Origin of the sequence: Halobacillus seohaensis (assembly GCF_042663045.1) — a bacterium.
GTDB classification, from domain to species: domain Bacteria; phylum Bacillota; class Bacilli; order Bacillales; family Halobacillaceae; genus Halobacillus_A; species Halobacillus_A seohaensis.
In genome coordinates this window covers 18,421-33,246 of the sequence record NZ_JBHSZV010000029.1, presented here as the reverse complement: position 1 = coordinate 33,246, position 14,826 = coordinate 18,421, and the positions used below count along the sequence as shown (strand labels likewise).

General features: G+C 39.3%; 14 protein-coding genes. 1 reads left to right on the top strand and 13 read right to left on the bottom strand.

Features of this window, described 5'->3' with window-relative positions:
* Nucleotides 1–24 precede the first annotated feature (24 nt).
* From cyoE to ACFQIC_RS11795, 10 genes are all read right to left on the bottom strand, one after another.
* Nucleotides 25–927: a heme o synthase gene (gene cyoE, locus ACFQIC_RS11840; RefSeq protein WP_204710394.1), complete on the bottom strand. Its 903-nt coding sequence runs from the start codon at nt 925–927 to the stop codon at nt 25–27.
* A gap of 350 nt (nt 928–1,277) precedes the next feature.
* Complete coding sequence (locus tag ACFQIC_RS11835) at nt 1,278–1,640, bottom strand: cupredoxin domain-containing protein (protein ID WP_204710396.1); 363 nt, start codon at nt 1,638–1,640, stop codon at nt 1,278–1,280.
* Between the two features lie 93 nt (nt 1,641–1,733).
* Complete coding sequence (locus ACFQIC_RS11830) at nt 1,734–2,291, bottom strand: hypothetical protein (protein ID WP_204710398.1); 558 nt, start codon at nt 2,289–2,291, stop codon at nt 1,734–1,736.
* Nucleotides 2,288–2,923, bottom strand: coding sequence for an SCO family protein (locus ACFQIC_RS11825; RefSeq protein ID WP_204710400.1), 636 nt, complete (start codon nt 2,921–2,923; stop codon nt 2,288–2,290). Before ACFQIC_RS11825 ends, ACFQIC_RS11830 begins: the two co-directional genes overlap by 4 nt.
* Nucleotides 2,924–2,986: 63 nt before the next feature.
* The gene (locus ACFQIC_RS11820) at nt 2,987–4,660 is read right to left on the bottom strand and encodes a cbb3-type cytochrome c oxidase subunit I (protein ID WP_204710402.1); all 1,674 of its coding nucleotides are present in this window, start codon (nt 4,658–4,660) and stop codon (nt 2,987–2,989) included.
* Between the two features lie 13 nt (nt 4,661–4,673).
* Nucleotides 4,674–5,135 carry a cytochrome c oxidase subunit II gene (locus tag ACFQIC_RS11815; protein ID WP_204710404.1) on the bottom strand — a complete coding sequence of 154 codons (462 nt, stop codon included), beginning with the start codon at nt 5,133–5,135 and terminating at the stop codon, nt 4,674–4,676.
* A 14-nt stretch (nt 5,136–5,149) separates the two neighbouring features.
* Nucleotides 5,150–5,311, bottom strand: a complete 162-nt coding sequence (locus tag ACFQIC_RS11810; RefSeq protein ID WP_204710406.1) for a cytochrome c oxidase subunit 2A — start codon at nt 5,309–5,311, stop codon at nt 5,150–5,152.
* Between the two features lie 1,339 nt (nt 5,312–6,650).
* Nucleotides 6,651–7,178, bottom strand: a complete 528-nt coding sequence (locus ACFQIC_RS11805; protein ID WP_204710408.1) for a YehS family protein — start codon at nt 7,176–7,178, stop codon at nt 6,651–6,653.
* A gap of 85 nt (nt 7,179–7,263) precedes the next feature.
* Nucleotides 7,264–10,140 (bottom strand): DEAD/DEAH box helicase, encoded by a 2,877-nt coding sequence (locus ACFQIC_RS11800; RefSeq protein ID WP_204710410.1) that lies wholly within the window; start codon nt 10,138–10,140, stop codon nt 7,264–7,266.
* Between the two features lie 139 nt (nt 10,141–10,279).
* On the bottom strand, nt 10,280–10,738 hold the full coding sequence (locus tag ACFQIC_RS11795; protein ID WP_204710412.1) for a UPF0158 family protein: 459 nt from the start codon (nt 10,736–10,738) through the stop codon (nt 10,280–10,282).
* Between the two features lie 233 nt (nt 10,739–10,971).
* Between ACFQIC_RS11795 and ACFQIC_RS11790 the strand changes: the two genes are divergently transcribed.
* Nucleotides 10,972–12,138, top strand: a complete 1,167-nt coding sequence (locus ACFQIC_RS11790; protein WP_204710414.1) for a DUF4317 domain-containing protein — start codon at nt 10,972–10,974, stop codon at nt 12,136–12,138.
* Between the two features lie 210 nt (nt 12,139–12,348).
* Here the strand turns inward: ACFQIC_RS11790 and ACFQIC_RS11785 are convergent, their stop codons facing one another.
* The 3 genes from ACFQIC_RS11785 to rlmD all read right to left on the bottom strand — a co-directional run bounded on the left by ACFQIC_RS11785 (nt 12,349) and on the right by rlmD (nt 14,479).
* Nucleotides 12,349–12,636 (bottom strand): YkvS family protein, encoded by a 288-nt coding sequence (locus ACFQIC_RS11785; protein WP_204710416.1) that lies wholly within the window; start codon nt 12,634–12,636, stop codon nt 12,349–12,351.
* Nucleotides 12,637–12,784: 148 nt separating this feature from the next.
* Nucleotides 12,785–13,066: a hypothetical protein gene (locus ACFQIC_RS11780; protein ID WP_204710418.1), complete on the bottom strand. Its 282-nt coding sequence runs from the start codon at nt 13,064–13,066 to the stop codon at nt 12,785–12,787.
* Nucleotides 13,067–13,096: 30 nt separating this feature from the next.
* Nucleotides 13,097–14,479: a 23S rRNA (uracil(1939)-C(5))-methyltransferase RlmD gene (gene rlmD, locus ACFQIC_RS11775; protein WP_204710420.1), complete on the bottom strand. Its 1,383-nt coding sequence runs from the start codon at nt 14,477–14,479 to the stop codon at nt 13,097–13,099.
* Nucleotides 14,480–14,826 lie beyond the last annotated feature (347 nt).

Sequence of the window (14,826 nt, the reverse complement as noted above, 5' to 3'; positions counted from 1 at the left end):
CCCTATGCTCAAAAAACTTCAATTTTAAAAAACAACGATTATCATTGTAGCAAACAGGATCATCAGATAATTTATGGAATATAAAAACATCCAATGTGCCCACTTTAAATCATCATTAACAAAAAATCCCTTTATGGCAAGCATTAGCCAACCAATAGAAAGTAAAGTTGCAATGGTGAAGAATTCCCAACCTAATGAAGGGATTAATAACGGTAATGGAATTAAACAAACAATATAAACAAGCATTTGTCTTTTGGTATATTCAAATCCACAGATCACAGGAACCATAGCAACTTTTGCTGCTTTATATTCATCATGTTTTTTTATAGCTATTGCATACGTATGGGGAATTTGCCAAATAAACAAAATAACAAACAAAACAATCGGTACAATATGGAATGCTGATTGGATCGATGCCCAGCCAATTAAAGGGGTGACTGCACCCGAAACACTACCGATCATCGTGTTAACGGTATATCTTCTTTTGGACCACATCGTATAAAGCACGACATATGTGAACCATCCAACTGCTGCATAAATAGCTGCTTCGACTGTTGTAAATAGGAGAATAATTAAACCGAGAATACTTAGAGCAATGCCCATCATAAATACAAGTCTAAGTGAGATATTACCAGTAACTGTCGGTCGAAGCTTTGTTCGTTCCATAACGGCATCTATATCGCTATCATACCAATTATTAAGTAGTAAGGCACCAGCCATAATTAAAGTACTACCTATGATCGTTAATACAAAAACACCCCAATATTCTTTGAAAGAAGCTTCCATATAGAAAAGGGATAGCCAGAAACCAGTAAATACAGGTAAAACATTAGAAACTAACACAATCACTTTAAAAAGAGACTTAAAATCAGAGAATGTATTAGGACTACTATCTGCATTTGTATTTACTTGTAAACTCTTCTCCAATTAAATCACCTCAATCATTGTTGGATAGATGCTAAAATGCATTATGTCTTCTTATATTTTAGCATAACTGAACGGCTCGGTAGTGGGTGTCTTAAAAAGGAAGAAGGATATGTACGTCAAGGAAAAGATTAAGTGGATGTGATGCGGATGGAGAAAATCAAAGTAAACTTGCTAAATGGAAATCACTATCTAGAGGAATATAGATGTCATGTCTTTTTCGTTTTACGCAACGTAAAAATTCAATCCCCCTCCCTCACCGATGCACCTGACAATAAATCTGGGTCACATGACACCGGTGATTTCGGTTGGCCTATACATATGTTCAAGTTGAAATACTACCTTAAATGCTGCTATTCAACCGTCAAAGTTGACACCATATCTGCATGACCAGTACCACAAACTACACTGCACTTGATAGTGTATTCACCAGGTTCAAGTGTTGCTGTAGCTGAACCTTCGTTATTAATACTTACATCAGCCCCTTCAATTTCAATTCCGTGCATTCCTTCTTCGTTTGTAAGATTAAACGTTATTTCGCCGGCAGGAGCCGTAAAGTTTTCCTCATTAAATTCCCAGTTGCTTGCAACAATATCAACCGTTGCCCCTGTTGCTTCTTGTGTATCTCCCCCGTCTACTTCTTCGTCTCCGCCTCCGCATGCTGCTAAAACAAGAATAAGAGCAGTGAACATTAAAGCAAAAATTCCTTTTTTCATTAAAATAACCCCCTATTTGGTTTCTTCTTACACTTTTAATTGTAAAGCATCCCACAACTATTTTCTGTGAAAAAAATCACTACCCGAAAATATTTATTCAAATTCGGACTGATCAACATAATATAACTGAAAAAGGTAGATCACCATACATATCGAAAGAGCCAATGATCCAAAGCCAACTGTTTTCTGTTCTACCATAAGATAGTTATTACATAGTTGTTCATCTGCTCCAATATATAACCATGTCATCATAATAAATACAAGAGTAATAAATACATAGACAATATTTTTTCCAATGGAACTTAGTTTGCTCCAACTGTCACGTAGAGGTACTCCAGCTAAAAAAGGTAGACTGATAAACTTAAACACCTCTACCGCCTGTACTGTTAATGTTTCATCCATAACTCTTGGGATCATCCAATAACTCCAGATAATAGCGAATAGAAGAAGGCCAGGAACACCATTACCATTCCATTTCTTAAAAAATTCAGGAAACCGTATTTGAAAAAAACGAGTCATGAGGAAACCCGATATAACCAACAAAGGCATTTGCATGTGCATATGAACAATCATTATGGATTCTAATAAACTAGCAACAGGAGGGAGAATCAAGAAAATATATAACACTAAACCATAGACTGATTGTTTCATGATTCGCCACCCTCATTTTCAAGAATCGTAATAATTGTTTTGGCAGCTTCCTCGATCTTAGTAAAATCCATTACTTCTAACAGATGACCTTTTCCTATCAAATAAAAGGCTGTGTTATGTTGGAAATTCCCATCCCCATCTCGAATCACGACAACACCAAGTTCTTTTAATAATACATCTAATTCCTTTTGATCCTTAACTCGTGCCATTCTCCACGTTTCACCATCACTGCCAAAATATGTCCGGTACTTTGCTAACGTATCGGAATCGTCTCTCGTTGGATCAAAACTTATACTAAGAAAAACAATATCTTCACCCAAATATTTACTTGGTATTAAATCATAGACTTTAGCCATATTCAGTTCTAATTGCGGACATACCGTTTTGCAGTTGGTATACATAAACGTTAGAAAAACATATTTATCTTCAGCAAATTCACTGAAAGTATAGGTTCGTTCCTTACTGTCTTGCAGTGTTACTGGAGGAACCTCAGGCTTGTTTTTCATTAGTTGATACGTTCTCGCCCCCTCCGAGGTAAATGCTCGGAATCCGTCAGTACTTATATAGAACAGCACAGTTCCAAACAACACAACAAGAATCATAGCAAAAGTAGTACGACGATTTTGGATCATAATGATCACTTCCTTAAAGAAATCAGAGGTAATCGAATTTAATAGATTACCTCTTCACATAAATTACCATGTCCTAATAGGTGGTGATCCTGGAGGTGCATTAAAAACAAAGTCCATAATTGGCACGACATAGGCCATGGAAACAACCATGAGTAGTAACACAATCCAAAGACCCCAACGCTCGGTCCACATCGGTGCTAGTTCCGCATCATCCTCCGGTTCAGCAACTGGATATTCCGTTTCTCCTTTTGGCGCAAAGAACATCATGTTAAACACGGCATAAACCTGAATAATCACACCGATTAGCAGCAACGTTGCCCCTGCCCCCATGACATACTCATAAGGAATCCAGCTTAAAGCTGTTGGATGGTCCCCATATGTCGTAAACGAAGTTCTTCTTGGATCACCTAGTAACCCTACCAAATGCTGCGAACCCGCCATCAGTATCATCCCAACGGTCCAAATAATCGTTTGAATTACACCTATTTTATTCATTCGTGGTGTGAGCTGGCGCTTTGATAAATACGGAATTAACCAATAACAAATACCGAAAAACGTCATAACAACCGACATACCTACCGTCACATGAAAATGACCAACTACCCACATCGTGTTATGAACTACTTGATTCAACTGATTACTCGTATTAACAATGCCCCCTGCTCCCCCAGGAATAAAAGCAATCATTGCAATCATAGGAGCTAAAAACCGAACATCACCCCACGGAAGTTTCTTAAACCAGCCTAGTAAACCTTTGCCCCCCAGTTTTCTCCCTGCACGTTCGAAAACAGCAAACATAGCAAAAGCAGTCATTAACGAAGGGACAGCTATTGCTAGACTCATAAATACATGTAAAAATTTAACTGACAGTGAGATTCCCGGATCTACAATTTGGTGGTGAAACCCACCAGGAATATTTAAAATAACCAGCAATATAACCACAAGCTTAATTAATTTTTCATTAAAATGTCTTCCCCCGATAATTTTTGGTACGATGACATACCATGCAGAAATAGCTACAAGATACCAAATATTCACTAACGCATGACCAAACCACCAAAATAACGTACGCCCCACCATAACGTTTGTCGTTTCCACTAAGCCCATAGACCAAGGAATCAGTGTTAAAACTTCTATAGTTACTCCGACACTTGCAAAAAACCATAATACGAACACACCCATCGCGAAAAATGCTAATAACGGTGTTGGTTGACCTGGATGTAATTTTCTCCAGTGACGGTAATTAATAAAAACCCCAAAACTACAAGCCCAAATTCCTAAAACAAGAAAGACTAATCCAACATAAAATAACGGATGCGCTGCTAAAGGTGGATAAAATGTGTATAACACGGATGCTTCGTTCAATACGATCATTGTGGCAACCATTATGGTCCCGAATACCATAAGACCAAAACCAATCCAAGACAGTTTTCGAACTTTCGGCAGCAGCCCTCCAAATGAATGAGAAAGGTTGGCATATTGATAGCCGATTGTAAAAGTAGTTGAAAAAACGAGTAGTAATAAAATTCCGTGAGCCGTTAACACTTGATAATAATTAAACCAAGTCGGTAGTTCTAAAAGTCCTGAACGCTCTAATCCTTGCAACAAACCTAAAACTCCACCAATAAGAAGCGCCACAAACGCTACTGATAAATAAGATAACGAAACCTTAGCGTCTTCTTTATTTACACCTAGTGCACTTGACTGTTGACGAATCGTTTCTCTTACTGCATCCATTAATGCTCCCCCCTTACTTCACAGTAATTGTTGTAGACATCATCTGATGACCTATCCCACAATATTCATTACATAACACTAGAAACTCACCTGGCTCATTGAACGTGTGTGTGATTTTCTGAATATGTCCAGGCATGACCATAGCATTTATATTTGTCCCAGCAATTTGAAATCCATGAGATACATCTGGTGATGCCATTGTAAAAGTTACTTCTGCTCCTACAGGTAGCTCAATATCACTTGGCGTAAATTGAAACGCCTGCAATATCATGACCACTTCATATTTGTTATCGCCCATTTCCTTAACACCAGGTTCATCAAAGGGAGCAGTTTCTTTTACCTTTTGAGGATCAATGGTTTCCTTATGACTTGGCGGTCCCATACCCATGGCAAACGTCTGATATCCAATAATTAACATAAATGCAATTAAAAGTCCGACGCTCAACGTCATCCAAATCTCTTCCAACCGATGCATATTTCTCCTCTCCCCTACACTCTTGACATATAGAGCCAAAATACGGATACCCACATAATTACGATTACTGCTCCTACAACCCCTACCGAAATCAACGTTCCCCTAAGTGAGTTCTCATCCTCGATTTTCTTTTGTTTGACGGTCTGCGTTTTACTTGATAATTGCCGCTCAGCCATCATCATCGCTCCTTTCGCGATCAATTTATCCTACAACTTCATTTTATATAGAAGGAATGGAAAGCGAAGTGAGGAGTATCACTAATGTACGTTTTTACATTTATCTTTTTACATAAGAAACCGGCATCTTCCTATAAAGAAGATACCGGTTTCTTGGGGAAAAGTTTCTCTTTTAAGTTAGATCTGAAGTCATGGATGCGATGATCTTGATATTGGGATCAGTTCTCTCCTACTCATCATTCTTTTACTGCTCTATACGGCAGAAGGCGCTGACCCCAACTTTTGGCCAGATCACTATATAAAGATGACTCTCTTTGCATTATTGCATTTTTATCGGTTATAACCCGTTTTATAAATAATTGTTCCCGTTCTATTGTGGATTGTTCCATAACAAAGATAGATTGTTCCCGTTCTCGTGCGAATTGTTCCTTATCGCAAAAAAATTGTTCCCTAACGTTAAATTTGATGAGAATTCCCTCCTCTCAAGTTTCGCCAGCGATTCATCCTACAATGTCATTTTATAATAGAGTTTTGATGTATTTGGCATTTAATCCATGTATGAAATGACAGTATGTTTTTTGTATATGAAGCTTGTTAAAGTAAGCCCCAGATTGCGGAATAAAGGAATGGCGGTTCCGTTGCTTTTCACCGGAGAATGGGGGATGGGAAACCACTCGCTTTCCGCGGGGAAGACGGCAAGCCTCCTCGAGCTCTGCGGGGTCTCGCCAGTCTATCCTTTCCCGCTGGAGTCTCGCAGTTTCCCATCACCCATGACTATGAAGAGTGGAACGGAACCCCTTATGAAGATTAGTGGTGCTGTGAGAATATTGCCATTGAAATGATCCACTCAGGACATCAAATTGACCTGTAATGTAAATTTGGAAACGATCTTTACAAGGAGAGGTGGTGAGGGTTAGGCATACACGTCAGGTGAGCCTCCTAGCTACTGTTTATGGACTGAAATTATTACCAGTTTTTATTAACTTATCTTAGTGGCTCAATTGATATAACAGATACCTCATACTTTAACAGTAACAGTAGAACGGTTTCGATTTCGATCGCAACATACGGCAAGGGGCGTTGGGGAAGGGGGAGACTCCTGTGGGATACGCGGGTTAGATGAGACCCCGCAAGGCGCCAGCCTGAGGAGGCTCAGCGCACGCCCACGGAAAGCGACTCCTTCCCCACGCCCCTTTCTCCACACCATGATCTTGGAATCGAGTCCTCAACAATACTGCCCTTATATGAAAAAAAGCTAAAAAAGATCCGACTATTTTCAAAAAATAGCGGATCTGACTTATCAGAGAAGGATAAGGGTGGCGATTGACCACAGTCCTTTTTATCCTCTATATTTTATAGTTAATCCTTTTAAGAAATTCCTCGCGTACCGATCACCGCACTCCTTATAATTCTTGTGCCCTTCTTTTCTTAATAACGCACTTAATTCTCCTTTTGTTATCGTGACACCTGCTTCTTCTAAAATATCTATTATATCCTCACTCGTTAATGTTAGTGCTATCTTCACTTTTTTCAGCAAAACGTTATTAACACTTGAATGATTCTTTATAGACCTGTCTGGTTTATTCGGTTGTCCAGGTTTAGGGTCTTGTTGTCCTCTTTTAAAAATAATCATGCCATTTAAAAATGAGTCTAACATACTATTCGTACACTTTATATTATCTTCATTTTCAGCTACATCAAAATCATAGTCATCTTCATCATCGTAACTGTTCTCTGATTTTGTGAGCACCTTTAATACTTCTTCTTTAGTTAGGTCAACGCCTCCAAGTTTAAATATCTCTATCATATCGCTATCTTTAATATCCAGTGCATATCTTAGTCTAATTAATATATCATTATTATCCATTTATAAACCTCCAGTAATATTTCCTAATAGTAACACAGCATCAGTTAACCTACCAATGCTTCTTAACAAAGGCCATCAGCGCCTTTCATTCGTGAAGATAATCGTATATCTTCTGATCAATATTTTGTTCAATCATCATATTCATACGAACAACAGGGAGCTCTTTCGTTTTATCCTTCATAGTCGTCTCTTCTACAGTGTTTTTGTCTGGAAGAGCTTTCCCTAAATAATAAAAGTCACTACCTTCTCCATCATCTTTTTTGACGAACAAATGAATGTCGTTCTGACGTTCTCTTGCTTCAATAATCTCTTGCACTTCATTAGAATTAATCGTTCTGTTACTTCTCGTATACCATTTCAAAATTTCTGGATTTATGAATTGATCTTCATAATTAATACTAGACTCGACATCATCTTTTTTATGATAAGTAATGAAAATAGGACACGTTTGATGTTTCGGCTTGTATCCATATACCGTCGACCCTTCATCGTTATCCCAATTCAACAGCTTGCAAGCATCTTTTCTAGAGTATTTCTGATATGGTGTTAGCGGCAGGTCACTTGAGTATTGTTCGTTCTTTATGTAGGACACGTGTATTATATCCCTTACTAGTGTTCTGAACCAGCCATTATCCGATAATTTCTTTTTCAATCTTGGATTCCATTCAAATTCTCTGTATTCATTCAACTCTATAATAGGTGAACTTCCATACTTCTTAGTGTCATTCGATGTAAAAAAGCTTAATTTAAAAATCCGTTCTACCGAGCGAAGGGTATGTTCATCTGTGCGACAATTTTTTTGTTGAAGTTTTTCCTTAAATGATTCGTATGAAACTTTTTCATTTTCCATTAATAAATCCAAAAGCACAACTTCATGCTCCCGCTTTCCATTTAGTATTTCCAGAGAAAACATGGTTAACACCTGCTGTTCGTATTTACTTAAGGGCTCTATTTCTTCCTTCATGGCTATCAAAAACTCATGGTAATTGTCCTTTTTATCTACTAGGACACGCGGATCAATCGAGTGATTCTTATGGAAATCAGCTAAAAGAGGAACACGTCCAATCCTGTTTTTCAACTCTTTATACGCATCTCTCAACACCTTCATATGTGTTAGCTTCGCTGTTTTTATGGCATCATAAATTCTTTGTTTGGCTACCTCTTCGAAATTGACAGTGGATGTTCCTTGGATATAACTTGTATCAATCATTCGTCTGCGGATATTATCTTTATTTTGCGTGTAATCCCCTGACAATGCTATCGGAATCAAATAGTTATTTTCATAATTTCCAATAAAATCGATGACTGTTACGTAATTCTTCGTATCATGCTTCCTCAATCCTCTTCCAAGTTGCTGAATAAACACGATACTCGACTTTGTTTGTCTCAACATAACTACTTGATTAATACAAGGAATATCAATACCTTCATTAAATATATCGACCGTTAGTATGTAATCTAATGCTCCATTTTCTAGGCGAAGTACTTGCTCACGACGTATTTCCTGAGAATCCTCACCTGTTAAGGCCACTGTGCTAAAACCTCTTTCATTCATTTGTTGCGAAAGTTTCCTCGCTTCTTGTTTGGAACTACAAAAAATCAAACCAGAGACTCGTTCTCCTGAATACCCATAGTAATCGATTTTTTCAATCACTCGATCGACTCGCTCTCCAGCCGTTAAATGTGTAAATAGATCTGTACGCTCCAACTCTTCACCTTCGACAATCAAATCTGTAACACCAACGTAGTGAAACGGGGTTAGCATATCTTCCTCCAAAGCTTCCTGCAAACGAATTTCATAGGCAACGTTATAATCAAACAGCTCGAATAAATTGAAACCATCTGTACGTTCGGGAGTGGCTGTCATCCCTAGTAAGAATTCAGGCTTAAAGTATTCAATTATCTGTAAATAAGACATTGATCCTGCTTTATGAACCTCATCAATCAATATGTAATCAAACTCTTCTGGATCAAAGGACTGCATCACTTCGGGTTTAGACATCATCTGAACCGTTGCAAATAAATACTTTGAATCCGTTTCTTTTACGGATCCAGATAAAATTCCAAAATCCGATTCTTCCCCACCTAACACTCTATGAAAATCTTGCTTAGCTTTTTGTAAAATTTGTTCCCGGTGAACGACGAAAAGCATCCGTTTTGGTCGGACACTACGAACACCAAAAGCCGATAAGTAAGTCTTTCCCGTACCCGTAGCAGAAACAATCAATGCTCTATTTTCCTCAGCCTGACGGACACTTTCAATTCCTTTTAATGCAGCTTTCTGCATTTTGTTAGGATAGATAGCCAGAGAATCCTTTAACCTGTTACCTTTGTACTCTCCAGGAAATTCAGCCACTTGGGAAAAATGTGGGTGCACATACTCTTCTTCATAAAGATCAATCCAATGTTCAGTCAGCGGTTGGGCGTTCCCCCACATTTCCTCGAACTGATCGTGAAAGTGATGAATGATCTCCCCATTTTCATGAGAAGTCAATTTCAGATTCCACTCATAGTTCACTTTCAAAGCATTGGCCGTCAAATTTGAACTTCCAACGATCAGTGAATAAAATGTATCATGATGAAAAATGTACCCTTTTGAATGGAAGCCTTCAACATCTGCAATACGGACATCTACGTTTTTTATTTTGAGAAGCTCTCGAAAAACTTTTGGTTTATTGAACATTTGAAAAGTTGAAGTAAGGATTTTGCCACGTATTCCTCGCTCATACAAATCTAACAGATGAGATTTCAAGGTAGCTAAGCCACTTTCTGTAATGAAAGCCACTGAAAACATGAAAGACTGGCAGGATTTCAGCTCATCGACCAACGTCGTCAGCACATCCTGACGCTTGCTTGCCTGATTAACTAGAAGTTCTGGTCGAAAGCGACTCGACTGGCTATGGTTGCGATCAATAAAGCCCTTTTGGAATGAATGCTGCATTTGCTCGATGATATTTTCCATGAATAGCCTGCCCTTCTTAAGATTAATACTTCATCCAATAATGTGTGCAGTAAAATCAATATACATAAGTGCACCTTCCCAATTCCTGTCTTTTTCTAAACTCACCCATCGGAAAGCACTCTATTAGAATCAGTCCAAATCACATATAATCAATCCCATTTTCTTCACACCATTCTTTTGCTATTCGCTTGTACTCGCTGTCACGAAAGTCATACCATTCCTCATCCATTCCCCACTGTTCAAGAAGGGTACGAAAACGTCGAAAAGCACCACGACCACTAATGGCACGTAACATCTCTTGCCGCTTCTCGCCATCTTTGATTGATAGTGAAAATCCTTCTATCATGGCATATTCTTCAACCTTATCTTTTTTCGGCACACGAACAAACCGCAGTTCATCGCCTATTACCTTATCAGCCCAACTCCGTTCTACCTGCTGCCAATCTGGCAAGTGATCGTAAGGTTCCCCCTCTTCCGCGTCTTGATAAGCTTCTTCGCTGAATTCTATAAAGTCATAAGTTTTTTTATCTAAAAAAGTCATCCATTCTTCTGGCTGGATATCGATTTGTTCTGCGATTTCCTCTAAGTCTATTTTCATAATAAATCCTTCCTTTACCGATTATGTATATAATGAAAACTGATGAGCTAAGGTCAATGATTCACGTCCTTGACTCCTTTACTATCGCATAAATGGTACTAAAATTAAAATCAGATGGATCACCATCTGATTACATCCCGATTAAGAGACTTACTCTATTAGGACGTGTAAAAGAGCCTTATGTTAAAATAAAAAATAGGATCATATCCGACCAGCTTAGGAGTGAACGATCGATGGACAAAAAAGATATTGCCAGTATTCGTAGACAATTTAAAGTGGACAATGACTTACTGAAAATCACTGACATTTTCAACGTATATATCATGAAGGAAACGACGGACATTTATCATCACCAGAGCCAGCCGTTTGAAATGCTTGAGAGAGACCAGCAAGAGCTTTTTATAAATAATTTCAAAAAATTACTAACAGGCCAACTGGATGAAAAATTATTTGAACTAAAATTTAAACAAGACGCAGAAAACCACACAAACCTCATTCTTCATAAAGGATTGCTAAGCAGCGAAGTCGAGGAATGGAAGGAACAAATGCTACAGATAACAGAAAAAATGATCAAAGACCATCCGTATGAAAAGGATGTGGTCATCACTTTCATTCGCGCAGACTATCTGAAGCCAATGAAACCCCGTAATGAAGAAGCGGAGCAAAGTGAACGGGACACCGTTTACTCCAACCCCTTTATTCTTTGCAGCATCAACCAGACACAAGAGCCTAAAAAGGAAATACAGTTCGACTATGTTGAGAAAGAATTCAAGTACAATATTCAGGTCGATCCCGTCATTGATCTCAAGAACCCGATGACAGGATTTCTCTTTCCCTCCATCACAGATGGCGCATCAGACGTGAACCGCGTTCTCTACGCAGCGGGCAAAGCCAATGAGCCTGACTACCGGTTTATTGAAGACGTTTTAAACGGAGAAGAGTTCATGACAGCAAAAGAGGACAAATCAGTTTTTGAGGAAGTAATCAAGGACGTCCTAGGAGACCAGCTCAATCCTTCAACTCTAGCGAGTGTCTATGGAGAAATCAACCGTGTTGTCGAGGAAAATGAAGAGGAAGAAACACCAAAGCTAGACTACAAGGACGTGGAACGTGTTTTAAATTACAGCGGTGAAAAAACTGATTCCGAAAAAGTTAAAACCGCTTTTCAAAAAGTTACCGATGACGAAACATACGAGATGAAAGCAAGCAACATCGTTCCCAAATACAAATCAAAATCCATTAAAATCAGCACGAAAATAGCCAACATCTCGATCAGCCCACAGGACCTGCAATACGTAAAGCAAGTTAACTATAAGGGCAAACGTTGTATTATGATTGAAGTGGAAGAGGATGCTGAGATTGACGGTTTTAAGATGCTTCCAGAAGCTTTTGGTGAGTAAAACTTCGTTGACCTTTTTTTCTATTAGTATAGATACGCATAAAAAAGGCTGATGGAGGATTCCTCCATCAGCCTTTTTCACCCCACGAATAAGCAGTGGGACGGTTCTGGCGCTTCCTAGATGAATCATTAAACCCGTCCAGCGCAACTTAAAAAGAGCATCACACTTGATAAGTGTGATGCTCTTTTTAAAATATTACTATTGTTGAACTTACACGTCGCGGCGTTCTTTAATGCTGTAGTTTGTATGAGCAACAACAGTTTTTTCGAATTCTAAATTGCGCTCGTTGAAATCACCCATAATGGTCATGTCGCAAACAACGGAGTTTTGTAATTTAGAAGAAGTTACGACGGCTTCAAACTGTTGGCCGTTATTTTCGAAAGTAATGATATCGCCTTCGGTTGCTTTGTCTTCTTCTTTTACTTTCTGTTCCTCTTCTGTGCTTTTCTTTTGAAACGCGGCATCAACTAAACTTTTACGTATATTTTCATCAGACATGAGAAATTCCCCTCCCTAGTGAATGTAATGTAGTTTGCTTTCGTTTGTGTCAGGATTCAGGCCAAGGCTTTCCTTAACTATACCCTTAAACAAGGGTCCTCATTCTCCTTAGAGCATTACCCATAGCAAGAAGATTAAACTGAATAACTCAATCAACTAAAAACCTCATAATCCCAATACCCAGATACCCATCTAAAGCTTTCCGAATCCTTTCCTCTCTATCTTTTAACAACGAATCATCAAAAGGTTCTTTTCCATCCTTATTTCCACAGTTCTTACATTTGCCATCCAACATCACACCCGTAAAATGATCAAGGATGACAAAGTCTGTGATGGTGACCATGTCTGTACAGTTGGAGCTAAAGACGTTTCCGATCAATTTTTTCCTGAAATCTTCAGGTATCGATAACCACTTTTTGTTCGCTTCCAATCACAGACCCTCCCTTAAAAAAATAGGGGCTTACTTCTCTTTCTTCTCCAGCCACGTGACACACTCAACATGATTCGTCTGCGGAAACATATCAACAGGCTGAACCACTTTCGTTTCATATCCACCATCCTCAAGTACACGCAAATCACGCGCCAAAGTTGAAGGATTACATGAAACATACACAATGCGCTCAAGTTCCATATCGATCATGGCTTTTAGCAATTCCTCATCGCAGCCTTTTCTCGGTGGATCCACGACGATGACGTCCGGGCGCAAGCCTTGGTTGTGCCACCATGGCATCAGTTCTTCTGCTTGTCCGACGTAAAATTCAGCGTTGTCCATGTCGTTTAAGCGGGCATTTTTCTTCGCATCTGTTACGGCTTCAGGTACAATCTCTACACCATAGACCATTTTGGCCTTTTGTGCTAAAAATAGGGAGATTGTGCCGATGCCACAGTAGGCGTCGATAACGGTTTCGCCTCCGCGCAGGTCGGCGTACTCTAGGGCCTGGTCGTAGAGTGTTTTCGTTTGGGTTGGGTTTACTTGGTAAAAGGACTTGGGTGAGATCATGAATTTGACGTCACCGATCGTATCGTAAATGTATTCGTCGCCCCAGAGAACTTTTGTTTCTTTTCCGAGGATGACGTTAGTTCGTTCAGAATTTACGTTGTGCACGATCGATTTCACATTTGGAAAAGCGTCACGGATTTCGTCGATGAGCTTATCTTTTTGTGGAAGTTTTTTCGTTCGTGTCACTAATACGATCATGATATCTTTCGTTGTCTGGCCTGTCCTGACCATAATGTGACGCAAAACACCACGGTGATTTTCTTCGTCGTAGGCATCGATGCCAAGTCCACTCGCGATGCGACGGACTGATTCGACCATGCGATCGTTCATTTCGTCCTGGATCAGACAGGTGTCCATGTCGATGATGTTGTGACTGCGTTTTTGGTAAAATCCTGTCATCAATTGGCCGTCTTCTTTTTGTCCGACTGGGATTTGCACTTTATTACGGTAGCGCCACGGGTCGTCCATACCGATCGTATCGTGTACGGGAACATGGTCAAGGTGGGCGACTTTTTTCATCGCATTTTTAACTTGATTATGCTTCATTTCCAGCTGCATGCTGTAGCTCATGTGCTGCAATTGACAGCCTCCGCACTGATAGTAAACATCGCAAGGCGGCTCTACTCGTTCATCGCTGGCTTTATAAACTTCAATCAGCTTACCGAAACCGAAGTTCTTCTTCACTTTAATCACTTTAACTTGAGCTTGTTCTCCTGGAAGGCCATAGGGTACAAATAAAGGATAACCGTCAACTTTACCAACGCCATCCCCTTCGTGGGTAAGATCTTCAAAAGTTAACTCGATTGTTTGATTTTTTTGTACGGGTGGCTTAGTTTTCGCCATTTTTCATCCGTCCTTTTCATTTCTTAGCTTTTCAAAGTTTATCGTATTTATAACAAAAACGCCACCATTCTAGAAATAACGGGTTGGTTTCCATTACAAAGGATGGCGTTTGAAAGCCCGGGAAATCACTCATTTTCCGGACCTTCTTGCTTTATTTTTCACAAACGGACCCGAATAGTGGACCTTACAGATGCTAATTTAAGAATACACAAAAATCAACGCATAATAATGTGCATTTTTGACACTCGGCTTTATTACAACTTTACTTGGAGTGACGAGCATTATAGCCTTGCTTGGCTAACAGGCCCTTATACAGCAGGCTTTTTGGTGTTATAATCACGCCCTTA